Raw genomic sequence first — 25,400 nt, forward strand, 5'->3', positions numbered from 1 at the left:
TAAAGGTCCGCCAGGTACGCCCGGACCGGCTCGACCCACGGGGTATTCGTCACCGTGCCCAGCATGACCGCCGCGACCACCGGCGACACCACATCCGCGACCTGCAAGAACTGCTTCGTCCTACTGCCCTTCCAGGGAAGGCCTCGGTGAAGCCGTTGAGCAGCCCGGCCTGGGCGGCCGTCAGCTCGGGACCGTCCGGCGCCCCGATCTTCCAGCTGCGGGTCGAGCCGGTCAGGCACCACGACGGCCCGTCGGCGTTGAAGGCGTTACCGCCGGACGTCTTCCGTGCCCCGCGGGTCCAGACGCGCAGTCCCGGCGCCCACCCGAGCGCCTCGGCCATGCTCCGCTGCACCAGCCCCGCCCCCGAGCCGTCGTACACGCTCACCCGGGTGCTGTCGTACCGCCGCGCGTACAGGAAGGTCCGCAACCGCCGCGACGGCACCCCGAACGCCGCGGCGTCCAGCCGCACGACGTCGAAGGTCTCCCACCCGGCGGCCGCCAACTCCGCGCACAGGTCCTCCCAGAGCGGCTCGACGTCGGGCACCTGCTCGCACAGCAGCCACTCAAGATCGTGCGCGGTCAGCGCCCAACGGGCGGCCTCCACCACCAGCGCGGTGCGCGGGTCCTCACACCGGTGCGGCAGGTCCGCCCACTCGCAGCCGCAGCCGGCCCCCAGGCACGTGATCGCGTCGAGCGCGAGCTGCATCTCCTGCACCCCGATCCGCTTGCCGCCGCGCGAGAACGGCGGGCACGGCGGCGTCACCACCGCCCCCCGCACGCCGACGTGTGCGGCCGGGTCCAACCGCCGAATGTCGACCTGATGCCGCTCGAACCCGGCGGCCCGCCCGGTCGCGCACGCGTCGCCGTCAAGCTCCACCCCGACCATTGGCGGCAGTCCCAGGATCTGGCCGCCGACGTCCATGCCCCCCGGCCCGGCGCACAGGGAGACGACCTCGCCTGGCCCGGCGATCACCAGGTCCGCCGCCGGCGCGGCGTCCGCGAGCAACACGGCCAGTTCCTCCGTCAGCTCGACCGCATGCGCGTCAGCGCGTCGAGGGCCGCGGGCAGGTCGGGGGAGCGCGTCACCGCCCCCGCCAGCTCGGCCACCTCGGCGTCGCCGAGCATTCGGCCCGCCCACGCCTCCAGCAGCTCGCGCGGAATGACGAGGCCGGGCTGCACGGCGCCAACCGTCGTGGCCAGTTCCCGCTTCGCCTTGCGGAAGTTGAAGACGGATGTCCACGTCTCGTCCGGGTCCGGCCACACCCCGACCGTGCCGGTCGCCAGGTCGATGCCGACGACGGCCTGGCCGTCGAGCGACAACATCAGCAGCGGGTCGCTGACCTCCGTATCCACGTCGACCGTGAACGTCTCGTTCGGGGAGACGATGTACAGCTCCGCCTTCATCTGGCCTGCCACGGAACCTCCAGTCCAGTCGGGATGCCGGGCCCGTCGCAACGCGACATATGGCCCTATCATTGGGATTACTTGGCGCCGGTCAACGCGTCGCGGATCGCATCGCTGATCACGGCGAGCACGCCGTCCGGGGTGTGCAGCCGCACCAACGTCGCCCCGGCCAGCGGCCTGGTGCCCCGCTCGGCGACGTCGAGGTGCAGCACCCGCACCCCACGACCGGTCAGCCGGGCGACGAGCCGGGCCCCTTCGTCCAGCTGCCCGGGCCCCACCAAGTGCCCGTCGCTGACCACGACCAACAGCCGAGCGCCGTCACCGCGCGCCAGCCCGAGCGCCCCATCGAGCGCCTGCACCGCCTCGACGAACGCCTCCGACCCGTCCTTCGCGACGAACTTGGTCACGTTGGCCGGGTCGGCGCCCGGGGCGACGATCGACGTTACCGCCTCACCGAACGCGACCGTGGCGCCGCAGCCGCCGACCCGGCGGACGGCCTGCCCCACCACCCAGGCCACCGACGACAGCACCGGCGCGGCCCAGCCCATCGACCCGGACACCCGCTGCGCCGCCCCCAGCATCGCCGCGCGACCGTCCAACCTGCCCGGCGGCGTCGCCGACGTGACCACTGTGCTCGCCCGCTCCCGGAACCGGGCGCGCCGCAGCACATGCATCAACCGGTTCGCGGCGGCCCGCTCGTCCGGCTCGGGCGGGCGGACACCCGACACCGGCGTCGACCGGCCGCGACCGAACCCATGCCCGAACACGTCGCCGGCGCGACGCTCGGCGGCCGCCCGGTCCGTCGTCTCCTGCCGCTGAGCCTCCGCGGCCGCTTCCTCATCTGCCTCTTCGGCCGCCGCCTCAGCGAGGCTGTCCGCAAGGAAGGTCCGGTCCGGCTTCCGTCACCTCGTCGGCGACCTTGGCCAGCACCGCGCGCGTCGCCGCTCCGAGCGGATCGACGCCCTCCTCGTCGTCGGCGTCGACCGGCCCCGTCTCGCTGGTGACTGCCAGGGCTTCCGCGGCCGTGTCACTGTCGTCCGAGGATGTCCGGGAACAACCGTGTGACGGCATTCGGCTTCCCTCACCGTCCGGGTCTGTGTCCGCCGGAATGTCGAGGGCCGAAGTTCTCCCGGCTCGCCGTCGTGGTTCGCGTTCGTGGCGTAGGGGTTCACGACGGCGACAGATGAGACCGTAGTCGAGGGCAGGTCTGGCCGCACGACCTGGCGCCAAGCATTGGCGGACGTCCGAGAGGATGTCGACCGGCACGACAATCCCCAGCGCAACGACCGCCTCGCGGCATGAGCGAGCGTTTGGGCAAGGGCTTGGGTGTAGGCGCCACCAAGCTGATGAAGGGCCCTCTACGGGATTGGTGCGTCGTTCACGCGGCGGAGGTGGAGGCGCGAGGCCATCGCGAGGTACTGCAACGTCGTGGTAGACGAGGGTGTGCTCAGTTCGATCTGGAACGCATCCTCGTACCCCTGCTGATTGCGAAGCACCCACCGCCAGGCGGAGGTCATGCCGAGCAGGCCGGCATAGTGCTGATTCATTTGGGTTGACACCGAATCCGACACCCAATGGCGAAGCGGCGGCGGTTGCCGCGGATCGAAGGAAACTTCGACCGTGTCGTCATCCGGATCAACCTCCACGTGGAGGTATCCCTCGTCGAAGCGGAACTGGATCGCCACAAGCCAGGAAGGGTCGTCTACATACGCCAGATGCACGACCCCGGCCAGATCGGTCAACACGGAGGGACCAGAAGAAGGCAAGTTATGCGCCACACGGAGATCATGGCACCGACCGCGTCGGCGATACGTCCGCTATTCGGCACGATCGAGCACTGCGGCCGTGGTTCGACGCGCCGGACCCCGCCACGAAGCGTGACGATCTCCACGTCGGCGGCCGCGCGGGACCTGCGGCAGATGTGTGCGCTCTAAGTTGGACCCGCGGGTCTTGCCCTGTTCGGGGCAGAATAGTGCGTGATCGATCGAGTGCTGGCCGAAGACGTTGAGCTCTTCGAGCGTGCCGTGCGCACGTTTCGAGGGACGCGCGGTGCTGGCCTGCCATACCTGGAAAGTCCTGGTGCTCTCGCCTTCGTTGCTTCCCGCGGTCACGAGATCTTCGGCTGGTGCTGGGGTTATCAGCTGATTCGTCCCGACGGCTGGGTATCGAGCTCAGATGCGCCAACCTGGCGGCGCTGTGGGCGAACTTCAAGATCGCCGGTGCGCGGTTCGTCGTTGTCGCCGCTGTCATCGACAGCCTGACGCTGCGCGAATCGTATGCCCAGAGCCTCGCGGGCTGCGAGATCCGCCTGGTCGGATTGACCGCTGACGACGACACCGTACGCAGCCGCCTGAGGCAACGAGACACGGACGCAAAGCTCGAGCAGCACCTCAAAGCGTTGGACGAGGACAGGCGCATGTCGGTCGACGTTGAGGACTTCACGATCACCAACGACCGCGCCCCTGCCGACGTGGCTACCGAGATTCTTGTGCGAGTGGGTTGGGCGGACCATGCCAGATGACGCCTCACCGGAACCGGGGCACGGTCGGCGACCGCCGTCATTCCGCCGCTTCTGGATCTCAGACCCGCTTACCGAGATCGGATAACCGCTCATCGGCAGATGTGCTCACCCGCTGAACCCGAGAATGTTGACCCACTGTCACGGAGGGTGAGCGTGGCGGCTCGGTGGCGGAGGCCGTGACAAGCCATGATTGACAAGCCGTGTTGGTTCTCCCGGGCATTCGCCACGGGACATGGGTGCGTTGCGGCCTGCCGTGGAGGGTCCCGAACTGGGGTCTCGTACGTCCTGACCGCCGGCGCGGGCTGCGGGGGAGTCCCTGCGTCTATGGTGCCGCTCGTGGTTCTGGTGGTGCACAAGTGCTCGGGCCAACGAGTGCGAGCGATCGTTGTTGCTGCATGGGGCAGCCAGCTGACATGTCAACGATCACGGGGGACGGCGCCTGTTCGAAGCCAGGCGCAGATGCGATCCATCTTCAACAGCCCGAAACGCGCCCCCGAGCGCACCTTCTGACGGAGGCAAACCTGCAGGTCATGGCTGTTGCTCGGAGATGAAGCGCGCAGGTCTCTGTCCAAGGCGGGTCCCACCGTACATGGGAACGGACCGACGGACGTAGCGACGTCGCGATCATCAGCGGAACGTGGCAGCTTGGGTAATGCGTACGGCCTGCTGCCCAGCGGCATGCTGATCGCCAGGCGTGGCAACCGCTCGACGGTAGCGCAGAGTTTGGGAAGATACTTCGCGGTCAGCCATGCCAGCCACCCGGCATGGATGACCCCCGCGTGTGCGGGGAAGACGACGGCCGGACGGTCGAGGCGTACGCCGCCATGGGATGACCCCCGCGCGTGCGGGGAGGACGGGCGAGCATCCTCGCGCACGTCGTGCTGGAGGGATGACCCCCGCGCGTGCAGGGAGGACTTCGGCGGCGGGCTGATCCGCATGACGGAGCGGGGATGACCCTCGCGCGTGCGGGGAAGACAAGACGCTGATCACCGACACCCGCGGCGTGCCGGGATGACCCCCGCGCGTGCGGGGAGGACACCTCACCGCCCTGGAGCAGCTTGGCGTGGAAAGGACCACCCCCGCGAGTACGGGGAGGACCCGACGTTCTGAGCGAGCACGATCTTGTCGTCGGGGCGACCCCCGCGCGTGCGGGGAGGACGAGCCGAGCACGATCCGGGCGATCGGCTCCAGGGGATGCTCCCCGCACGTGCGGGGAGGACGTCGGTGCCGGCCCGCTCGGCAACATCATCGAGGGATGACCCCCGCGCGTGCGGGGAAGACCTCAAGATCTGTCACTATCGGCTCTCCCTCTGCGGATGACCCCGCATGTGCGAGGAGGACTCGATCGGGCAGCTCGACCGCGTGTACGGCCGGGTATGACCCCTTGCGCATGCGGAGACGACGACGGTGGGTAAGCACCCGGCGTGGGCGTTCCCGGATGACCCCCGCGCGTACGGGGAGGACTAGTTGATCAGGCAGGAACCGACGTACTCCGGGAGATGACCCCCGCGCGTGCGGGGAGGACCTCGGCCTGCTCGGCGACCTGTTCGACATCATCGGATGACCCCCGCGCGTGCGGGGAGGACGAGGGTGGCACGCAGTTCGGTGCGTATCCGCAGGGATGACCCCCGCGCGTGCGGGGAGGACGAGCGCGCGGTGGATGGTCATAGCCGCACTCCAGGATGACCCCCGCGCGTGCGGGGAGGACTCCGTCCAGCCCGGCGCCACGATCCCGGACAGCGGATGACCCCCGCGCGTGGGGGGAGGACGCTTCCGGGTGTGAACCCTGCGGTGATGTACGTGGGATGACCCCCGTGCGTGCGGGGAGGACTACCCGGGCAGCGAGGGCGTGGCGATCCACTGGGGATGACCCCCGCGCGTGCGGGGAGGACGTGTAAACGGTCCACTCTCGACGGTGGCAGAAGGGATGACCCCCGCGCGTGCGGGGAGGACCAGATTAGGGTGCGCATCGAGGGCATCTATCAGGGATGACCCCCGCGCGTGCGGGGAGGACCGGTACGCCTCGAAGGCCACCTGCCCCAGGCTCGGATGACCCCCGCGCGTGCGGGGAGGACAAGACGCTGCTCGGCCAGTCCGGCGTGAGGTAGGGATGACCCCCGCGCGTGCGGGGAGGACGCATGAGCCGGCCTCGCGCCGCCACGCCACGTCGGATGACCCCCGCGCGTGCGGGGAGGACACGGACAGGGAGCGCGCCGCCGTGCTCGACGCGGGATGACCCCCGCGCGTGCGGGGAGGACTGACCGGTTTTGGGGTGCCCGACGCGCCGAGACGGATGACCCCCGCGCGTGCGGGGAGGACGGGAACGGTGCCACGGCCGGCGCCTGGGTCTCCGGATGACCCCCGCGCGTGCGGGGAGGACGAGCGGAACGGCGGTCATCCCAGAGCCACCCAGGGATGACCCCCGCGCGTGCGGGGAGGACAACACGTGGTCGATGGTGGCCCCGGGGAGCACGGGATGACCCCCGCGCGTGCGGGGAGGACACACCCCGTTGGATTCTCGACGCGCTCGGGCCGGGATGACCCCCGCGCGTGCGGGGAGGACGACGTTGGCGCCGGCGGGGTGGGCGGCGATGGCGGATGACCCCCGCGCGTGCGGGGAGGACACTTGTTGACCTGGGCCGCTAGAGATCCACTCGGCCGATTTTCTTCACAATGCCGGCAGGACGGTGAGTAGGCCGCAACCGTAGGCTTTGCCGCGTCCTACGCCATTGTTGATCAATTCCGTGAGAGCAAGCGGATCGTTCACTGTCGCTGTAGCGGCGATGTGGGCGACGCGGAGCGGATGGTTGCCGGCGCGGCCGACAGTCACCGGGGCATCGAGGATCTCAACGTTGCGCAAGCCCGGTTCGAGCCGCGCGGTGAGCCAGCCCTGAAGCTCGCTGTCGGGGACGGGCAGACGTCGGCCGGTGCGGGACTGGCAACGCACCGCATTGATGTCGACTCGGAGGTGAACACGTCCACCCGGGTGCAGGTTGGCTATGACGCCGGTGAGGTCGGTGACGCGGATGCCGTAGTCGGTGCGGGCCGGCGGTGCAGCGGCCTGCAAAAGGATTCGCGGATGCGGCCGGTGTTCGACGCGGTACAGGATGCCGGCGGTGCCTCGGCGCTGGTCCTGTGGTCCGGGCAGATCGGGTCGGAAGAGGGTCATGACCGCTTTGTGGATCTGGTCGCGGTCGCTCCAGTCGCGGACGTGCCTGATGAGGGCCGGATGGTTCAGTGGGACAGCGGCGAGTGTCGGCGTCGGCTGGGCGGTGACGATCGCGGTCATGAGAGGTTCTCCTTTGCCCAGGTCAGCAGTTCGTCGCGGGTCATGGTCGGCGGCTCGACGCGGGTCACGGTTCGGGTTTGGTAGCCGTAGCGGTCGTGCGGGTGCGGGCCGAGCGGCAGGTCGGCGTGGGTTACGGTCCGGCCCCGCAGTTGCACTGCGTCGCGGGGGTCGACCGAGGTGTGAAAGAGGTGCAGGGTTCTGGAGCTGGCCGCGCCGGTCGCGGGCGTCCGGGTGGCGCTGTCGTTGAGCTCGTCCGGGCTGATGCCGAGTACGAGCGGCTGGTCCGGCAGGCAGGCTTTCCGGCCGAGGCTGAGCGGCCAGTACGGCTCGATGAGTGCATCTGCAAGATTCCGCAGGTATGCCGGGTTGCCATGCAGGAACCAGGTGAACACGGCTCCGGTGAGGTAGGTGCGCCACGTCTGCAGTGTTTGCTGCTGGCCTTTGATGGCCCACGGTCTGCCGTTGCCCATCGCGATCGTTGCCAGTTTGGCCTGGTCTGCTTCGGAGAGCCACGCGTATTGGCTGATCGGGGGCGGGTTGACGGTGTGGTAGTCGAGCAGGGTCCGGCCCGGTTGGTCGATCCGGACGGCCATGTGCAGGGCGCGCAGCGGTTGTTCGTCGGCGGGTTCACCGGTAGCGGCGTTCCGGCCATACCGGTTGTGTCCGAGGGCGGCCCGGGCAAGGCCGAGCAGCCCGGCGTAGCTCGGATAGGGCAGGCTGCCGCGGTGGTTGAACCGCGCTTCCTCGCCCCATGACTGCAGCGGGCCGGCAAGTCGGCAGACGAGGGTGCTCACGACAGTTGGGCGGCGGCAGCGAGGACTTGTTCGGCACACCAAGCGGCTAGGTCTTCCAGGGATCCGGCCGGCTGGGCGTGGTCGCCTGATGTGACTGTGTCTGCAGCGGTGCCGGCGTAGCGGGCGGGCCGGAACCGGCTGGGCAGGGCGGCGACGGTACGGGTGTGTTCGCGCACCAGACCGTCGACCGACGGGGCGAGGTACCCGCTGCCGTTGCGGGCGGCGATAGGGGTTTCGAAGGCTGTCTGCAGGCTGGCCGGCAGTTTGGCCGGGACGGCGAGGACCAGGGCCGGCAGGGTGTGGTAGGCGGTGGTGGCCTGCCGGCCGGTCGGCAGGGCGAGCATGAGCGCTTCGAAGAGGGCGGTGAGCCGGGCAGCGGCGTCCGGCCTGTCGATGCCTGCCCACGCGGCGGCCAGTTGCCGGACTGACAGGTTGGCGTGCCAGTAGTAGACGCCGCCGGTGAGTTCGTTGATGCCGAGGTGGCCGGCGCCCCGATCGACGTTGCGCAGGTCGTCTACCGCGGTGAAGTAGTCGACCTCGGAAACGGTGGCGTGGGTCGTGAACGCGTGGCTTCGCTGGATGGCAGCCTCGATGGCCAGGTCTGGGCGCTGGGCGAACATCCGTCCGAACCCGGCGATGGTCAGTGAGTCGGTGCGCTGTGACTGCACGAAGTCCTCGATGGCCAGCGCGGGTGGCTCTCCCGCCGTGATGCCGGCGAAAGCTTTGTGTGCGGCGGCTCGGATTTCTTTCTCGGCCAGCCAGATGAGGGTGGCCTTCGGCCCATCAACGGTTTCCTCGTCAGCGTCGGCGGTCTCGGTGTCACCGTCGGCGGCCGCTGGTTCGGTGGCGGCGCCTTTGCCGCGCCGTTTGGGTTGTTTCGGTTCCTTCTCGCGGTCCTTCGCGGTCAGTGATGTGATGGTTTTCGTGGCGGTGGCGCGCAGCGCAGCCGTCTGTTGTTCGGTGATCGTGTCGCCCGCTTCGGCGATGAGCTTCTCGACCAGTTCGGTGATCTTCTCGGCGACGAGCGCGGACCGGAAGGTTCTGTCGGCGTCGGATCCTGCTTCGAAGCTGTGCCGCTTCGGTCGGGTCATGGCCTGGGAGGAGATCCGGCTGCGGGTGGCCCCGCCGTAGTCGATCGATTTCGGGGATCCGGCGTCGTCGCGGTTGGGATTGGCGGCGGCGAAGCTGAACAGGATGTGCAGGTTCAGGTACACGAGCGCTCCAGGGTTCGGCTGGCGGGCGGGATTCGCCCGCACTCGAGTGAGGAATGTGCGCGAAGGTGCGGTAGATCGGTCCGGTCCGGCTCAGCCGGGAACACGCGTGTGGAACTGCTCGAGCAGTCGGCGGCGGTTGCGGCGCCGACCGTCGACCGTCGGGAAGTCCCAGCTTCGGTAGAGGCGGTAGAGCTGGTGCCAGTCCAGCGTCAGCCGCTGCACAGCGCCGGCGTGCAGGATGCCGGCCAGATGACGGTGGGCGACCGGCAGGTCCATGCGCTGCACTGCGAGGAGCCGTGCCGCGACGGTGGACGCTGACAGCACGTTCCGTTCGACCAGGTCCGCGGCAAGGTCGCCGAGGCCGGTTTTCTCTGCGTGGCGCAGCGTCGGGTGGGCCGCGGTTGCGGCGGCGTGCAGCAGCAGCGGTGTGCGGAGCCAGACCGCCCCCGACCAGTACCGGGCCAGGTAGCGGTAGGCGCGATCCTGCATCGCTGGGATGTCGCCGCGACGCAGCGCGGCCCGGATCTCGGCCCGCTGCAGTGCCGGCAACAGCCACGGCAGGTAGTCCTTGTCGGGGGCTGTGCGTTCGGCCGGCGGGGATGGCGCGGCACTGGGGGATGGGCTGGTCACGTGGGTTTCCTCCACAGCACTCGGTCAGCGGTGATCGTTGAGGCGGCGTAGCGGGTGGTGGCGGCGTACGGTGCGGTCGCGGTGCGCAGCGCGGTGCGGGCCGCCGCCCACAGCTGGTCCTGCGCCTGTAGTTCAGTAAGCTGCCCGGCGCGGACTTGATCCAGTGCGCGGTCAGCGGCGTCGAGCCAGAGCCGGCGGGCGGTGCCGGCCGCGGTAGCCACCGGCCCGTCCTTCAACGGTGCCGCCACCCGCTTGCCGGTCTTGTTGTCGATGCGAGCCAGCGCGAGCCGCACCGCCCAGATGAGTCGTGCCTCGATCGCGCCGGTGCCGGCGAAGCATGCGGTCAGTAGCCCGTCGAGGTCGGTCAGTTCCGGGTCGAGCAGGACGCTGGACAACGTCACGGTCGCGGTGTGCTTCCACTTCGGGGCGGTCGCCGCGCCCTGCTTGTCCGCCAGCAGCAGTTCGAGGATCTCGGCGTGTCGGGCCTGCCGGCCGGCGGGCAGCCACAGCCGCTCCTCGCTGATCACACCGTGGCTCAACAGCTGCGGGTTGCCGGGCCAGCCGGGTCGGCGGAGCGCGTTGAGGGTTTCGATACGGTGGTCGTCGGCGGACAGGCGCAGCGTCTGCTGGCTTCCGGGGGTGCGGCCTTCGATAAGGATCCGGTGAGGGTCAGCGTCGCGGGCGGATTCCCGCAGCAGTTTGACCCGGTCCGGGTCGGCGGGTACCGGGCCGCGGAGCACCTGCACGACGCGCCCGTCGCTGGCGGGTGGGCCGAGCAGCACCGACGTGCCGGTCATCGTGTACCGGTAGAGCGGATCGTCGTACGGGCCGGGCTGGTCGCCGTCCGCCCATGCCACACCAGCCGATGACGTGCCGGGATAGATGACCAGGTCCGTGGTGAGGTTGCGCAGCAGGGTGCCGAACAGACTGCCGGCAACCCGGAACACGTGCGTGAGCCGAGCCGGGCCTTCCCCGAACGTCGACCCCTGCTGGGAGCTGATCGTTCGCCCCTCAGCGCGCACCTCAGCGGTGTTGCCGTTGAGGGTGTAATACCAACGCCCGACGAGTGCCCGGGCCGCCGCCATAGGCGGCAGTCCGCCAGTCATGTCCGGATCGCTGCCCTTGGTGAACCAGGCCGTCTCACCTTCACCCGGTAGGTGCGCGGCAAGCTCGACGAACGACTTCAGTTCGGGTTTGAGCGACGCTTCGATCAGTCTCGGGTCCTGCAGGAACGGCGACACCGGGTGGTACAGCCACAGCCGGTCCTGCAGTTCGTCGAGGACAGCACGCACCTCGCCGACGGTGAAGCCGCTGTTGTCCCGCATCCGCTGCGTCCAGTGGTCGGCGTCAGTGTTGGTGCGGCGAACCAGGAGCGCGGTGAGCGCGGTGAGGAAGCGACGCAGCCCGGCACGGATCAGCGGGTTCGGTTCGGCCAGATCCCGCCACTCGTGCGCACGCTGGAGCAGATCCTGCAGCCCGACGAGTTGTACCGGGCTCCCGTCGCGGTAGACCGGCACCCACTCGAGCTCCTTCAGGTCATACAGCGGCGCGGCGTGCGCCTGCCGCAGCTCGACCCGGACGTTGTCGACGCGGACCTGCTCGCGGGCTGCTGCAGTCGCTGTTTGGGGCATCAGGGTTGACCTCCTGTCGGATGGTTGTGCAGCCCGTACTCGTCGAAGCGGTAGCCGGCAGGCAGCGAACCGACCGGGAGGGGCAGCACGTCGTTGAGCAGAGTCGCCGGATGCCAGCCGTGCGGTGGCTGACCGGCGGCGGCCCGGAGCCGGCTGGCCAGCCTCCCGGACACCGGGATCACATGCCGCAGCGCCTCGATCAGCGTCCGTCCCCCACGCACGTCGAGCAGCTCCGCGACACCGCCCGGCCACGCGATCTGGTGGCGGCCGGTCGGGTCGTACAGCAGCACCTGGACAGTGTCGGCGTCGCGGAGCCTGGTGACGGCCTCCTCGCGCCACAGCTCCCCGCGAGTCAACGCCGCCAGCGCCGGCACACCAGCCCACCCGTCCCCCGCACGCATCGCCGTCCGCCAGTCCCGCGCCACGGACGCCACGTCGACGCCGACACGGTGCGCGGCAGCCGAGGCCGCGCCCGCGGCCAGTAGATGCGCCAATTCCGGGTTCGTGTCGGACCAGTCGTCCGTGTCAAGGTCCTCAAGACGTACGTCGGCGGCGTCGACGGCACCCTGCACGTCCTCGGGGATCCGTAGCCGGTCGCGGTCTCCGCCGGCCAGTGCCTCCGTCGCCCGCCACGTGCGACGGATCTCCGCCCGGCTGTACGGGTAGTGCGCGCCGGCGTCCAGGTCGCCGGATGCGGCTGTTGGGACCAGGATGTGCAGCACCGGGTCGCCGTGTCGGCCGGCGACGGCCAGAGGGTGTATCCAGCCGCCAGCGATCGGGATGGAGTGCCGCCATTGCCGGCCGGCCCGCTGCAGCAACGACGGCATGGGCGCGAGGTCGGTGAACACGACGTCCAGGTCGATGTCCAGGCTGGCCTCGGCGAGCTGGGTGGCCACCACCGTCACCGGACCCGCCTGCGCGGTCGGCCCGGTCCGCTGCAGCAGTTGCCGGACCGCGTCTTCCCGCTGCCCGAACGTCATCCGTCCCTGGAGCAGGAGCACCGGCTCGCCACGTTCGGCGAGCTCGATGGCCACCGCCACCGCGCGATCCACCCGGTTCACGATCACCCCGAGCCTCGCCTGCCGGTCGCCGGCCCGGGCCTGCAGCACCAGCTCGACCGTTGCGGTGTCGAACCGGGCGGCTGCAAGCCGGTGCACGTGAAGGCGATGCACGTACGACCGGTGGGCTGCAAGCCGCTGCTGTACGACCCCACGGTCGTCGACCGACGTGACGGCCGGATACAGCCCGGGCAGCACGGGCGGCGCAGCGTTCTCGCCGGAACGGTTCCATCCGGCCTGGTAAGCGGCCACGTACTCGCGCAGCCGTCGGGTCGGCAGGGTCGCGGTCAGCAATGTCACCCGGGCGCGGACAAACCCAAGCCAGCCCAGCACCCGGCACAGCAGCCGATCCTGGTACGGGTCGTACGTATGCACCTCGTCGAGCACCACATGCTTCCCGGCCAGCGCCGCCAGCCGCACCGGCGCGAACTTGTGCGAGACGCCGACGGCGAGGACCTGGTCGCACGTCATCACGCCCACCGGCGCGGTCAGCGCCCGGTGACGACCACGAAACCACGACCCGGGCCGTAGCCCCGACTGCATCTCCTCGTCATCACACACACCGGCGGGGATGGCAGGTGACTGCTGGTAGAACGCATTGAGCAACGCCCGCCCGTGGGCCAGATGCGCGAAACCGTCGGTTCCGGTGTAGAACCGCAGCACCCGGCCCAGCATCGCATCAGCCATCGCCGTTGTCGGCAAACCCCAAATCAGCCCGTCGCGGCACCCGCCACCCGCGGCGTGCCGCCACAGCCCGGCCTCGGTCTTCCCCTCACCCATCGGCACCGCCACAATTGCCAGCCCTGGCCCGTGCTCGGCGTCGACCGCCCACTGCTGTACCGGCCGTGCCGGCTCAAACGGAAACACCTGCCCGAAGCTGCCGGGCCGGCGAACCGGCAAGCCGATCGATCGCTCAACCCATGCCTCCGCGTCGGCAACACGTCGCGCGAAGTACTTCTGTGGCTCCGCCAGCAGTTGGAGGCATTCGTGGTCGGCCAGGAACGTGGCGTCGCTGGCCAGCCAGTCCGCGAGACACACCAAACCGGTCAGCAGCGGCACCGCCGGTCCGGCATCTTCCGGGTCATCGGCCGCCGTCGGCCGCCTCACCGCGGCATCGAGCGCTATCAGCACCGCATCCTGCTCGGCCCGCCACCCACCGGACTCGTCAAGGAACCGGTAATGCTCGTCCACCACTCTGGGGATGCGATCCACATCGGGCTGGAACCGGCCATGGTGACCGGATACCGCGGCACATGCCCACGATGGCAGCCCGTCCCGCTCAAGCATGTACGCGCTCAGCGCCTCGTGCCGCAACAAGACGCGCGCCTGCGAAGGCAGCGCCACGGCACGCGCCAACCATTTCGGGCTTGGCCGCGGCAGGCCGAGCCCGGACACGAACGCTGCAAACCGGCCTGCAGCAACGGTAAGCAGCTGCCCTTGGTGCAAAGGGCCGACCTTCCCGAGATCATGAGCGCCAGCCACCCACGCGAACCGCCGGTCCGCAGTCTCAGCAGACCAGCGCAACGCCCGGACAAGAAGGTCCTGGACCGGGGCGCTGAGCACATCGCGGTACAGCACCAACGCGACCGCAGCGGTATCCAAGGCATGCGCCGCCACAGGGTACGGCGCGCTACGCCCATCCCACTTAGCCCACGGTGCGGTCACGGTCGGACAGTATGCCGGGCACCACCGACAAAATTCGGCAGCGAGGCGGTTCGAGTACAACCGCCATGACAGTGAAATAAGCATTCCGAAACACCTAGTCCCGAATGCTCCAAATTGCAGATGGCGCACACGAGACCGGCGGGCACCACGCCAGTTCGACATTTACTAAGCAGCAGGTCGAGCTGCTCTAAGGAACCGGGCAGGTGCGGCATGAACCCGATGGCGTCTCAGCGGGCCTGTGGTGGATGGCCGGTCGAGCGGTGCAGGGAGGACGGCGTACTCGACGGCATGAGCGTCGGCGTCGACGGATGACCCCCGCGCGTGCGGGGAGGACGACAGCACGCTGCAGGTGCAGTTCAACCAGGACGGATGATCCCCGCGCGTGCGGGAAGATACCGGCGCCCCGTTCTGGCTGTCCAACGGCGAGGGATGACCCCCGCGCGTGCGGGGAGGACATGGCGAGAGCGTCCTGGTTGAAGCCCATCCAGGGATGACCCCCGCGGGTGCGGGGAGGGGCGGCCCGGACAACGGCGTTTTCGTCCTGCCAGGATGACCCCCGCGCGTACGGGGAGGACCTGATACCACAGCCTGCTCTTGGAGAACAACAAGGGATGACCCCCGCGCGTGCTGTGCGGGGAACCGGCCGGATCGCGATGACGGCGTAGTTGTTTGTGGGATGACCCCGCGCGTGCGGGGAGGACGCCAGGACCTGGTACATCGAGACGACGACCATGGGATGACCCCCGCGAGTGCGGGGAGGACACGTGGCGCGGCATGAGCAACGGCGACCGCCCGGGATGACCCCCGCGTGCAGGGAGGACGCGGTCCCCACGATCAGCACGGCCAGAAACGTGGGATGACCCCCGCCCGTGCGGGGAGGACTTGCTGTCCCGGCGCAAGTGCCGCCAGTTGTCGGGATGACCCCCGCGCGTGCGGGGAGGATTACGGTCTGTAGAGATCAGGCACCTCTACCTGCTGAAACTCAAGACACGGTCGAAGCGTTGTCACACCCGCGTCACAACGGCATGACTATCGTCGCCGGATCAGGCGATAGAGAACACCGAACGCGAGAAGTGAAACGGCAACCGGTCCCCGAGCATCCGGCCAGTGCCACACCGCGACACCGATGGCGACGCAGAGCATCATGACCACGACGAGGTGGAGCGGGATGCCGCCCTCGGACGGCATGTCGTTCGACTGACGCATAGCGCCCTTTCTTCTAAGGGTCGCCCAGGCGCCTCCGGCGTACGCCGACATCTACCAGCTACCAGTTTGCACTGCACCAGCACAGACCAGGTGACAAGCTAGGCTAGACATGCCGTGAGCGCTGCAACGCTTCCGGCGAGGCGCCCACGCGGGCGTTGATGGATTGCGGAGGGGATGGCGGCATGCCGCCGTCCCCTCCGTTGTCGTCGGGGCTGGGTACCTCGACGACAACACCATACGCTCCGTCACGACGATAAGGTCGTCATTCAAGCGACGATCACCACTACATCGTCACCGCAGGAAGAGGCACATTCCTTTGGTGGAACACGACTTGCCTCTCAACCAGCGAGAGAGTCGCGTCGTCATTGACGCCCTCGGAACGACGCCGTCAATCCAGAGTGCAACTACATAGAGTGACATTTCTATCAGATGTGTCCGGTGGCACCTGCCGTAAGCCGGCCCCGCCGAACTCCGCGAGAGCCTGACTGAACCCGGCGCGCGACGAGTGTGAGGCGCAGTCTGCCCGACCAAAATTGGGCGCCATCTCGCACCGCCGATCATGAAGCACCTCACGGAAGGTGACGCCTGCCGCAGCATCGGACAGTGCCGTGCGTCGGTTCGGAACCACTGGCCACATGCCGACGCGAGACGACAACCTCGCCAGGAACACCTGCTCTGGAACGATTCGATCGCTATGTGATCCCCATCACATCAGCTGGCGTCGGCGTGTCGATCGCGATGCGGCGACGGCACGACGTCGACGGGCCTGTCTCCCGGCTCTCCATGGCGACACGACCCGTTAGCCCCCTCGGTTTGGCTAGTGCGGGGCGTCGGCATGCTCGGCGAGCGCCCTCAGCCCTGGCGATGTGCCCCGGCCGGCGACCCGGATCAGTTCACTGATGGCGCTCCGTGCCTCCACGTGCGTGCGATCAACTCGGGCGCAAGTTTCTTCAGGTTCGCAGATCAGCAGTGCGTCACGCTTTCCGATCTTGAAACAGAACTCCAGGCAAATTGGGTCCGACCTCGGCGTGCTCGCTGATCAGCAGGTCGTGTGGCCACCGGCGCAGTTCGTCCTCGCTGCTGAAGCCCCAAAGGACGCCTACTGCTCGTACCCCAGCCCGCCGAGCCGCTTCTAGGTCAGTCGCCTGATCGCCGATGTACATTGCTCGCTCTCGTCCGACCCCTAGACGCTGGAGGGCAAGCCTAATCCCGTCGTCCTTCTTACCGAGCGTATCGTTGTAGCACAAAAATACGTCGAACAGATCGCGGACGTCTCGCGGAAGCGCTGCGTTGATCCGCCGCGCCGGCTGAGCAGTCACTGCGCCAACTCGGTAGCCAGAATTCTTAAGCATGCGTATTCCTTCGACAACTCTCTGGAATACCCGCACATCGGCACATGCACGCCTGAAGGCAGCATCGTAATTCTGGCGATAGATGTTGTATGCATTTGACACGCCAAGCAATGCCAACGCTTCGTGAGGTTTGCCGGTTGCGCGAACCTCATTCGGTGATACATCGCGCTTAAGAACCGCGGACGCCACGGCGGCAAGAGCTACGGTGGACGCGTGGCGAGTGTCGACGACGACACCGTCGATGTCGAAAAGAATGGCGCCAGGGGGGTCAGCGGCCTTTAACGGGGGCTTCGACATCCGCGCAGTTCCCTCCTGCCCTGTCATCGACTCCGAAAGCAGCGACAGCTCGCCGGTGGCGAATAGCGTTTCCTGTGCGGCCTCAGTTTCGCTCCAGAGGTGACCAACCTCGCGTTCCACGATTTCTAGTACTTGATCGAAACGCTCAATTACCGTTGCACCACGCCGCACTAGATCATGGGCCCATTGCGAATCTGGAGCCTTCAAGTTTCGGCCAAGCAGGAAAACCGGCCTCTGGTGCTTGAATGAAAAGTCCGCTTGGATTATAGATCCACAACTGGTTTTACCCTCGATGATCACAGTTCCAAGGGCCAGCGTGCACATGACCTCGTTGCGCGCAGGAAAAGTCCACCGCTGAGGGCCCATACCGGTAGGAAATTGCGACAGGATGCCGCCGCTATGAGTCATCTGCTTGTACAGGTCGATATTTTCCCGCGGATATGTGTAATCGATCCCATGACCGACAACTGCATAGGTTCGACCAGCCGGAGGACGCAGCGCTGCGCGATGCGATGCGCCATCAATGCCCTTCGCCAAGCCGCTAACGACAGAGATTCCGGCATCGACACATTTACGCGCAAACCGATCTGCTGCTGCCAGGCCTTCGTCGGTGGGGTCCACTCGACCTACTAGCGCCAGGGCGCGGCGACCTATCCCCGAAATCTCGCCTTTATAGAACAGGACTGGCGGGCGGCCGTCCCATTTTGACAAATTTGAGGGATAGTCGGCATCATTCCAGAGCTTAAAATCCCCGCCTAGCTCAAACGTGCGCTTTATCACCAGCGCGTATTGATCGGGAGAGGCGGTTTCAACAAAGGAACGGACACGCTCCGGTACCCGCTGATTCTCCAGCACATACTCCAGTACCGCGTCAGCTGATCCCATGCGAGTGAGAAGGTCTATGACCCGGCGCGGCCCCATACTCGGAGCATCGAGAAGTAGCAGGACACGTGCAGCCTCGTCAGCTCTCGTATTAGCGTGCACAGATGACACAGCTTAACCCCCAGCCTCTCTCGCGGACCTCCTCGACGAGTTCCTGATTATTAAGGTAGTCACTTGAGCAGTTGAGTTGCCTGCCCAACGTAAGTGCAACCACCTTTGTGGCACCCGCATTTTTTAGCGCAGCTGCAACACTCACCATAGAAGAACCGGACGTCCAGGTGTCATCCAATATAAGCACGGATCTTCTAGCGACCTGGTCGGCTTGCACGAGGTAGGCAGCAGGCGCAACTTGACCCCGCCTAGGACGTCCAACCGTTCGATTCCGCACAACCACATCATCTCGCCATGCGATCAGCGGCGCACCCTGTACGCCTTCAATAATGCTGCGTATGTGGTTGAAGCGCCGGGCCGAATTGTCTGACGGTACTGTGATCGCGACGTCTTCTTCGCCGTAACGACCTCTGATACACGACATATGCCGCTTCATGAAGGTCCAAAGGAGCGAGGCAAGCGGCCATTGCAACCAGTTATAGTTCTCACGATCCTTGAACCGATGCAGCATAGATTCAAGGCCGTCATCCAGGCTGTACGTAATCGGAATCAATGCGTCGACATACGATCCGTAATTTCTGCATTGCGGGCAGCGGTCAAAGGGCTGACCGGCGTAGTTCATCCCTACCGCGCCACCACACATCTGACACGACGCCATGGGTCGCGGCGCAGCGTCGTGCAGTACCCGCTCGGAGATCATCCACTCCATCCAGTGATTAACTGTGTGCTGACCGCTAGCGAAACGGGGCAGAGCGAACTCGCGGTATGCCACCGGCATCCCCTTCGGACGGACGCAGCCAGCTGTCCTGCCGTCCCGTCAACCCCCTCGAACATGTGTCCGAGTATGGTGATCGAGGCGCAGTGTAGCTAGACGTGAGGCGGATCGAATCCATCTCATCTTGCACTCCCGTAACACAGCGAGTCGAGTCGCATGCACTTGGTGATCATCAGTTCAAGGTTTCTGCAGATCAGGGGTACCCCTGCGGCGGCGTAGCCATGAAGGTCTCGGCTGCCGCACGACAGGCACCACTAAGGTCCGTCGCGGGCGAGGCGATCCGCCAGAGCACTCGCCTTGTCGGCACCATAGCTGGTCATACACCAAGCCAAGGGCCGTTTCTGGTGGGGTGACATGGTCGAGGGTCGCCGCTACTGTCCAGCGACCGGGGCGTGCCGGACGTCGAGACCATGCGGGCCGCGCTGTATGGGTATGCCTTCAACACCTCGGCGCGGACGGCAGGGCCGCCGCCGGCCAATTGGCGGGCGCGGTCACGTGGGTGCAGGCGAACACTGTCAACCTGTCCGCGCTCACCGACGCCGCGCTGGTCCGGAAGGTGCTCGACACGATCGCGCTCAGCATGGACGGCAAGCCAGCTGGCGCCGCGACCGTGACGAAGCGGGCGGTGTTCTCCAACGCGCTGCGGTACGCCGTGGAGGACACTTCGCAGTCAGCCACGACGGCCACCCGGCGTGGATGACCTCGCACGTGCGAGGAGGATTCCCCGATCAGGCTGCCCGGGCACGCGTCTTCGGGTGACCCCCGCGCGTGCGGGGAGGACGCAGCGAACGTGGTCTTCTTGGTGTTGCCCGCGGGATGACCCCCGCGCGTGCGGGGAGGACGACCCCAAGGGGACGGTGACGGTCCACCCGAAGGGATGACCCGCGCGTGCGGGAAGGACCCGTCGAGGCCGAGGGCGGGGGCGTGGGGGAAGGGATGACCCCCGCGTGCGCGGGGAGGACATGAACGTGGGGTCGGTCGACGGCGCGGAGTTCGGATGACCCCCGAGCGTACCGGGAGGACGCCCACACTGAGGCCAACGTCGTGAAGTTTCAGAGATGACCGCCGCGGGTGCGGGGAGGATCGCGCGGTCTCCGGCTGCGCTACCCGGCACCCAGGCTCGCACCGAAGCTCGAGCCGCCGCGCGATGGCACCGCGAGCGCTCAGGCGCTGACGTTGTCGGCACTGCCGGTGTCCGGTGACCTTCGGCCGGGCCGCGCAAATTTTGCCGTATCCCGGGCGTCTCCGGGCTCGGCCAGGGACCTGGGTTCGGCGGTTGCGGCGCAGGATCTCTGCTCCCGCCGGGGTTCCGGCAGTCTCCTGGTGCCGCCCGAGGGCGTGCCGTGGGCAGGCATCGGCGGACCCGCCAGCCCTAGAGCCCTATGTCTGGAATGGGATCTAGCATCCGATTAACCCAAGTTGGATTCAGATGGTGCCCACTTGGAGCTGAGATGCTCGACGGGTCGGTGCGCGAGTTACCGTAGTCGCCCCGCTGGACCGTCTGTTTCCTCCAGCGGCTCTTTGCACGGTCATCGCCAGCCGGTACTCGTCAGCTTGGTCATCGGCAGATGGTACTAATATGGCACCCGCTGGAGCGTGCAGATCTGGCCCGGCTTCTTCGCTTGGAATTTCGCGGGTCGTATGGCGTGATTGTCGCCATGAGTCAGCAAAAACAGCGCCACTCGTCCGGCACGAAGCCGGCGACGCCGACCGGCCCACAGACGCGTGCGGCACTGCTGCAGCGCGCCGGACGCAAGGCCGTCCCGCTGCGGAAGGTCTTCGTCCAGCTGCCCCAGGGCAGCCCTAGCCCCCGACACGGCATGCTCGCACCGTTCGCCACCGCCGGTGACCTCCGTGGCATGCGCGCCTACCTGATGGTCCTGGCCGCCAGCAGCGGCCAGGGCGAAGGCGGCCGGACCACCGAGCTGGACAGCCTGGTCTGGGCCCGCCTGTTCGACGTGCACCTGCACGCCGAGGACTCGGCGGCCCGCACGGCCGCCTGGCGCACCCTCCTCCGGCTGCAGACCAAGCAGTTGCTCACGTGCACCCGCACCCGCGGCAGCCGGCGCATCTCGGTCACCCTGCTGCGCGAGGACGGCTCCGGCGCCCCGTACACCCGCCCCGGCGTCACGGACAAGGACGCCTACCTGCAGCTGCCGCTGGCGTTCTGGCTCAAGGGCTTCGACGGCAAAATGACCATGCCCTCGCTGGCCATGCTGCTGACCGTGTGCTCCGCCAGGTCCTGGGAGGACTACCCCGCCGAGCGGATGCCGGACTGGTACGGATGGAGCGCCGACACCACCGAGCGCGGCCTGAAGACCCTGCTTGAACTCAACCTGATCGAGCGCCGGCCGCGGTTCAAGTCCGCGCCGCTCACCCCCACCGGCGCAACGAAGTTCTACGAATACAGGCCGGCGCGCATCATGCGGGTCTCGGCCAAGGCGAAGGCGGCCGCGCCCACCACGACCGCAGGAGCATCGGCATGAGCGACAAGGCGACCGACCCCAACCGCGAGCCGCTGGTGCGTCTGCAGCTCACCGTGCCCCGCTCGGTGCTGTGGATGCTCGCCGGCGCCCTGCTGGGCAACCTCAACGATGTCGCGCCCCTGCTCAACGCCCTCGGTCGTCTGCTGCAGTGACCCGTTGCCTGCGCCGGTGCACGGTGCGGCGTGCCCGATCCGGAAGGCGGAGCGGGCACGCCGGGGCGCCGGACAAGCCGACCTGACCGTGTCGCTCCTCATGCGCTTGCCGTCACCGCGCCGGCCGCCCTGACGTCAGCTTGGCCGCGCTGCGGTGCTGTGGGGCGTCGCGATGCCGTTTTGGATAGGCCCCGGCCGCTTGCCGGGGCAGCTGCGCGGCGACGAAGTGCGCCAGTGGGAGCAGATACCAGACGCTGCCACCGTGCCGCTCGCGGCGGGCCACGGCGGCGGGTAACTGCGACTCCAGCCAGCCGGGGAGATCCTCACCGCCCCGCGGCGGCCGCCCGCCGTTGTCGATCAGCCGCTGCGCCGGGTACGCCCAGCCGGACTCGCGCCTGACGATCTTCTGTTTGTGCGGGCCGATAGCACCGAGCCGTCGTGCAGGACCAGCCACATCCGGGCTGTCGACGTTCCAGCCTCGATCGCCGAGCGAGCCTGGTAGATCGTGCCCCAGTGCCCCCACCCCGGGTCGGAGAACGCCACCACGCCGAACTTGCCCTTCTGTGACGGTCAGCTATATCTGTCGCGCTTTAGTGATAGCTGTCACCGGCGTGCAGCGACGGGCACTGGCGTACGGCGACGGGGACCGCGTGAAGTGGGGTGTCGCATCGCGACGCTGGCGCCGACTGGGATGATCTGCCAGCAATGCGTTCAATGTCTAGGTCGATCAGCACGGCCACGACAGGGCAGTGCGCCTGAATGTCGGGCAATGGCTGATGCGCCGTCGTGACGGCCGCTCCGTGTTCGTCGATACCCTGCCGGGATAATGACCCGGTGACCGCGGCGCGAGGGACGGGCAAGAAGACGATCGAGCACGCGCGGCCGACTGACGGTACGGTGCGCCAGTTGTACGGGACCGCAGTGTGCTGCGCGAAGCCACGGTGCGGGGCGCCCTTGTATCGGCTGAACGATCAGTCCGGCGAGCAGGTCCTGAACACCCACGTCGCCCACATCCACGCACGTAGCGAGGGCGGCCCTCGGTGGGATCCGTCGATGAGCGAGGATGACAACCGCGCGGCTTCCAACCTGCTGCTGTTGTGCATGCCCCATGCTTGGGAGATCGACAACCTCGTCGATCAGTTCCCCGCGGACCTGCTCCGCGAATGGAAGACGCAACAGATCGAGGCAGCCGACCACGCCCAGACCACAGTGGCGATGAGCAGTGCAGATGTCGATGCGGCGCTTGCCCCGGTGGATCTTCAGGCGTTCGTTGAAGCAGTCGCAGCCATCGTGCCGTTCCACGCGGGCCTGCGCACCAGGGCTCAGGCCTGGCAGCACGCGAAGCGTAGAGCTATGGGCTGGCGGCTCGCCCGGCTCGCCCCGTTGGTCGCCCCAGAGGACCGCGAGACGGCGATGATATGGATGGCCACCATGGAGTCGCCGCCGATTGTCGTTCCGCCCGGCCAGGTCCGGGTGTTGAGCGGCGCGATGGGCGCCGGCAAGACGGAGCAAGCGATCCGCTGGTGGGAGGAAGGGCTGCACGAGGCCATCTCCACTGGAGCCGCTGAGATCGGAGCGTTCTACACGCCCCGCACGATCGGCAACCTTGAGTCGACGCTTATCGCTGACCTCGGCCATGAGCCGACCTACCCGTGCCGGATCGTCATCGACGATCTCGACAGCGTGTCCCGCCAGGACGCATCGAGACTGCTGACCGAGGCTCGCGTTTTGGTTCACACCTGGCCGAACGTCAGCGTCCTCGCTACCGCGCGGCATGAAACCGTCGCTCTCGCCGATGAGGAACGCATCGTCGCAAAACCTTGGCCGATCGAGCGAGGGTCTTCGCTGCTGCTGGCTATCGTCGGCGAGGACTTCTATTGGCCGGACTGGAACAGCGAGACGCTGGACCTGCTCACCAGCCCGCTAACTACCCTGGGTCTGGCCCGGCGCCTCAAGACCGGACGCCACACCAGGATCTCACGTTCAGAACTGCTGTCCGAACTCGCGTCGATGGCCATCGAACAGAGCCAGCGAGACCTCGCCGAGGAGACCTGGCAGGCACTCGGTCGCCTCGCGGCCACGATCCTGGGCCGAGCGGCGCCCGTACCAGCCGACTCATTCGCATCCCCACCCCAAGTATGCGCGCTCCTGGAAACGACCCTCGTGGTCCGGGAGGACGGGGCTCTCCGGTTCGCTCTGCCAGTGTTTGAGCAGTACTTCGGGTCTGCGGCGATCCGTGCAGGCCTGGTCACGACGGAGACAGCAGCATCTGGAGACGCGTTCCCCCTGTGGCGGTACGCGTTGGCTTTCGCGGTCTCGACCGCGGAGCCGCCTCGACAGGAACAGCTCCTGCTAAGCCTGGCCCGGCTCAATCCCGCCGCGGTGTTCTGGCTCCTCGGTGAGATCGGTCGCACGGAGGTCGGCGAGTCCCGACAGGCGCCGGATGCGCCCGCAATCGAAGCGTTGATCGCCACGCGGGACTGCACCGGTATCTCCGCCGAGGCGACACTTGCGGTCCGCGCCGGGCGGTGGTTGCGCGAGGCAGAAGAGGCGCTGATGGTGGGCCTGAGTCCGCTCGGCGAGCGGCTGCGCCGACGCGGTGGTGGGCTTACTCAGTGGGGGGTCTGGCTGCAGGACGGTCGCATGGCGCTTGCCCGCGCGCGGGTGCGAGAGGTGCCGTCGGTGATCGAGCTCGATGAGGCGCGTCCAGACCACCCGATAGCGGCTGGTTGGGAGAGTTGGACCTCCTTCCCGTTTCCGACGTCAGCGCTCGGCCGGTGGACTCACGCGCAGCGACACTTCCAGCCTCGGCTTCACGAACTGATCCGGCGGCGCACATTGGACACGCCGCTGGACGGCACACTTGCCAGGGAACGGGCCTACCACCTCGCCCGGGTCGTGACCGGCCAGGGGACGATGCGCAGGACCCCGCTCATCGACCTCGATGACTTGCGCTCGAAGCTCGCGACGTGGGTCGATAGCGCGAACGAGTCGGAGTGGTCGACATGGCAGGACGACGTCGACTCCGCTGACGTCTGGTGGCTCGACACCTACCTCGGACGCATAACAGGCGACGTCCTGGAGCGGCCGTGGCCGCCGGCCGACCAACCGCACGCCGGCCGGTACTTCTGGGAGTCATACTCCAAAGCCCTCACCGGCACATTGGCCAACGACCTCCTCCGCGAGGCGATCATCGGGTACCGGCACCTCGTCGAGACCAACTTCCCTCGGTTCGGCAGCGCGCTCGGCCTCTACGGCATGCTGCCGCTGCATGTCGAAGGGTTCATCGACCGGCCTGAACCCGGAAGCGACATCTACTCGCTACACATGACGACCATGCTGCACCGCCGACCCGGTGCCGAGAGAGACGCCGAGCCGACCGTGACAGTGACCTTCACCGGCGGCGACACGACACCCAACTTCTGGGATCGCGGTAGAGGGCACTATGCGCGAGCGGCGCCGACCCGCTTTGACCAGAGCCCGGTCCAGAACATCGAACTCCCCCTCCACTCCACCCGGCCAGCCACCAACCTCGCCTACCAATGGTTGGCCGCCGACCTCGCGGCAGTTGGGTGGCTCGACGAGAAACTCCGCCACTTCGACTGACCAGCTGGTCGAAGTGACGACCAGGCGCTGATCACATTTCGTTCTGCCGCTATTCGAGCGTGGTTGGCTGCGTACCGGTAACCGATCGTAAGCAGTGCCCGGCGACCGGTTGTCAAGCCCAAGGGTGGGAGATGGGAGTCACGCGTCAATGGGCGACGTACACCCAGAAGATCCGTCTCAGCGCAGACATCTGAAAGTACCACCTTCAGCGGGAGGCTGACTGAGCTGCCCATCGGCCTCAAGCGCTGAGGTTCCCGCGCACTGCCAGCGCGAACCGTTGACGGCGATCGCCGTCATGGGTCAGGCTGAGTAAGAACGCTTCAGCAA

The 25,400-nt window shown here is 67.6% G+C and carries 20 protein-coding genes and 1 CRISPR repeat array; of the genes, 5 read left to right on the plus strand and 15 right to left on the minus strand.

The genetic code is table 11. The features are described 5' to 3' along the window. Positions 1 to 49: 49 nt before the first annotated feature. From OP18_RS10615 to OP18_RS10635, 5 genes are all read right to left on the minus strand, one after another. On the minus strand, positions 50 to 1,009 hold the full coding sequence (locus tag OP18_RS10615) for a DNA cytosine methyltransferase (RefSeq protein WP_052386494.1): 960 nt from the start codon (positions 1,007 to 1,009) through the stop codon (positions 50 to 52). A gap of 14 nt (positions 1,010 to 1,023) precedes the next feature. Further along, a complete protein-coding gene (locus OP18_RS10620) occupies positions 1,024 to 1,416 on the minus strand; it encodes a hypothetical protein (RefSeq protein WP_156089410.1) in 393 nt (130 codons plus the stop codon). 65 nt (positions 1,417 to 1,481) lie between these two features. Continuing rightward, a complete protein-coding gene (locus tag OP18_RS10625) occupies positions 1,482 to 2,078 on the minus strand; it encodes a hypothetical protein (protein ID WP_156089411.1) in 597 nt (198 codons plus the stop codon). Positions 2,079 to 2,265: 187 nt separating this feature from the next. Then, positions 2,266 to 2,475, minus strand: a complete 210-nt coding sequence (locus OP18_RS56980; RefSeq protein ID WP_156089412.1) for a hypothetical protein — start codon at positions 2,473 to 2,475, stop codon at positions 2,266 to 2,268. 287 nt (positions 2,476 to 2,762) lie between these two features. Then, complete coding sequence (locus tag OP18_RS10635; protein ID WP_033358555.1) at positions 2,763 to 3,149, minus strand: DUF6334 family protein; 387 nt, start codon at positions 3,147 to 3,149, stop codon at positions 2,763 to 2,765. Positions 3,150 to 3,529: 380 nt separating this feature from the next. Between OP18_RS10635 and OP18_RS10640 the strand changes: the two genes are divergently transcribed. Next, positions 3,530 to 3,925: a hypothetical protein gene (locus OP18_RS10640; protein ID WP_033358556.1), complete on the plus strand. Its 396-nt coding sequence runs from the start codon at positions 3,530 to 3,532 to the stop codon at positions 3,923 to 3,925. Between the two features lie 1,436 nt (positions 3,926 to 5,361). Next, positions 5,362 to 6,549: direct repeats of the CRISPR family, unit length 28 nt; unit sequence GGATGACCCCCGCGCGTGCGGGGAGGAC. A gap of 44 nt (positions 6,550 to 6,593) precedes the next feature. On the opposite strand, the gene OP18_RS52245 is transcribed toward OP18_RS10640, so the two are convergent. The 9 genes from OP18_RS52245 to OP18_RS56990 form a co-directional block, all read right to left on the minus strand. Continuing rightward, positions 6,594 to 7,214 (minus strand): type I-E CRISPR-associated protein Cas6/Cse3/CasE, encoded by a 621-nt coding sequence (locus tag OP18_RS52245; RefSeq protein WP_052386495.1) that lies wholly within the window; start codon positions 7,212 to 7,214, stop codon positions 6,594 to 6,596. Further along, positions 7,211 to 8,008 (minus strand): type I-E CRISPR-associated protein Cas5/CasD, encoded by a 798-nt coding sequence (gene cas5e / locus OP18_RS10650; protein WP_052386496.1) that lies wholly within the window; start codon positions 8,006 to 8,008, stop codon positions 7,211 to 7,213. The genes OP18_RS52245 and cas5e overlap by 4 nt, the downstream gene beginning before the upstream one ends. Beyond that, a complete protein-coding gene (gene cas7e / locus OP18_RS10655; RefSeq protein ID WP_033358558.1) occupies positions 8,005 to 9,222 on the minus strand; it encodes a type I-E CRISPR-associated protein Cas7/Cse4/CasC in 1,218 nt (405 codons plus the stop codon). Before cas7e ends, cas5e begins: the two co-directional genes overlap by 4 nt. A 90-nt stretch (positions 9,223 to 9,312) precedes the next feature. Beyond that, positions 9,313 to 9,852 (minus strand): type I-E CRISPR-associated protein Cse2/CasB, encoded by a 540-nt coding sequence (locus OP18_RS10660; RefSeq protein ID WP_033358559.1) that lies wholly within the window; start codon positions 9,850 to 9,852, stop codon positions 9,313 to 9,315. Then, complete coding sequence (locus OP18_RS10665) at positions 9,849 to 11,369, minus strand: type I-E CRISPR-associated protein Cse1/CasA (protein ID WP_162189766.1); 1,521 nt, start codon at positions 11,367 to 11,369, stop codon at positions 9,849 to 9,851. Before OP18_RS10665 ends, OP18_RS10660 begins: the two co-directional genes overlap by 4 nt. Before the next feature lie 113 nt (positions 11,370 to 11,482). Then, positions 11,483 to 14,206, minus strand: a complete 2,724-nt coding sequence (cas3, locus tag OP18_RS10670; protein ID WP_162189767.1) for a CRISPR-associated helicase Cas3' — start codon at positions 14,204 to 14,206, stop codon at positions 11,483 to 11,485. Positions 14,207 to 15,235: 1,029 nt separating this feature from the next. Further along, the gene (locus tag OP18_RS56985; protein ID WP_156089414.1) at positions 15,236 to 15,412 is read right to left on the minus strand and encodes a hypothetical protein; all 177 of its coding nucleotides are present in this window, start codon (positions 15,410 to 15,412) and stop codon (positions 15,236 to 15,238) included. Between the two features lie 974 nt (positions 15,413 to 16,386). Continuing rightward, positions 16,387 to 17,946, minus strand: coding sequence for an HAD-IA family hydrolase (locus tag OP18_RS54950; protein ID WP_162189768.1), 1,560 nt, complete (start codon positions 17,944 to 17,946; stop codon positions 16,387 to 16,389). Between the two features lie 88 nt (positions 17,947 to 18,034). After that, positions 18,035 to 18,763, minus strand: coding sequence for a ComF family protein (locus tag OP18_RS56990; protein WP_156089415.1), 729 nt, complete (start codon positions 18,761 to 18,763; stop codon positions 18,035 to 18,037). Positions 18,764 to 19,328: 565 nt separating this feature from the next. Here OP18_RS56990 and OP18_RS10750 point away from each other — a divergent pair. The 3 genes from OP18_RS10750 (at position 19,329) to OP18_RS56995 (ending at position 21,467) form a co-directional block, all read left to right on the plus strand. Next, a complete protein-coding gene (locus tag OP18_RS10750) occupies positions 19,329 to 19,529 on the plus strand; it encodes a hypothetical protein (protein ID WP_156089416.1) in 201 nt (66 codons plus the stop codon). A 958-nt stretch (positions 19,530 to 20,487) separates the two neighbouring features. Then, the gene (locus OP18_RS10755; RefSeq protein WP_063745469.1) at positions 20,488 to 21,315 is read left to right on the plus strand and encodes a hypothetical protein; all 828 of its coding nucleotides are present in this window, start codon (positions 20,488 to 20,490) and stop codon (positions 21,313 to 21,315) included. Then, complete coding sequence (locus OP18_RS56995) at positions 21,312 to 21,467, plus strand: hypothetical protein (protein WP_156089417.1); 156 nt, start codon at positions 21,312 to 21,314, stop codon at positions 21,465 to 21,467. The genes OP18_RS10755 and OP18_RS56995 overlap by 4 nt, the downstream gene beginning before the upstream one ends. A 112-nt stretch (positions 21,468 to 21,579) precedes the next feature. Here OP18_RS56995 and OP18_RS57000 read toward each other — a convergent pair whose 3' ends face one another. Beyond that, on the minus strand, positions 21,580 to 21,990 hold the full coding sequence (locus OP18_RS57000; protein ID WP_156089418.1) for a hypothetical protein: 411 nt from the start codon (positions 21,988 to 21,990) through the stop codon (positions 21,580 to 21,582). Between the two features lie 311 nt (positions 21,991 to 22,301). Between OP18_RS57000 and OP18_RS52250 the strand changes: the two genes are divergently transcribed. Continuing rightward, the gene (locus OP18_RS52250) at positions 22,302 to 25,073 is read left to right on the plus strand and encodes an NACHT domain-containing protein (protein WP_052386497.1); all 2,772 of its coding nucleotides are present in this window, start codon (positions 22,302 to 22,304) and stop codon (positions 25,071 to 25,073) included. Positions 25,074 to 25,400 lie beyond the last annotated feature (327 nt).

The sequence above is a fragment of the Dactylosporangium aurantiacum genome, assembly GCF_000716715.1.
GTDB classification, from domain to species: domain Bacteria; phylum Actinomycetota; class Actinomycetes; order Mycobacteriales; family Micromonosporaceae; genus Dactylosporangium; species Dactylosporangium aurantiacum.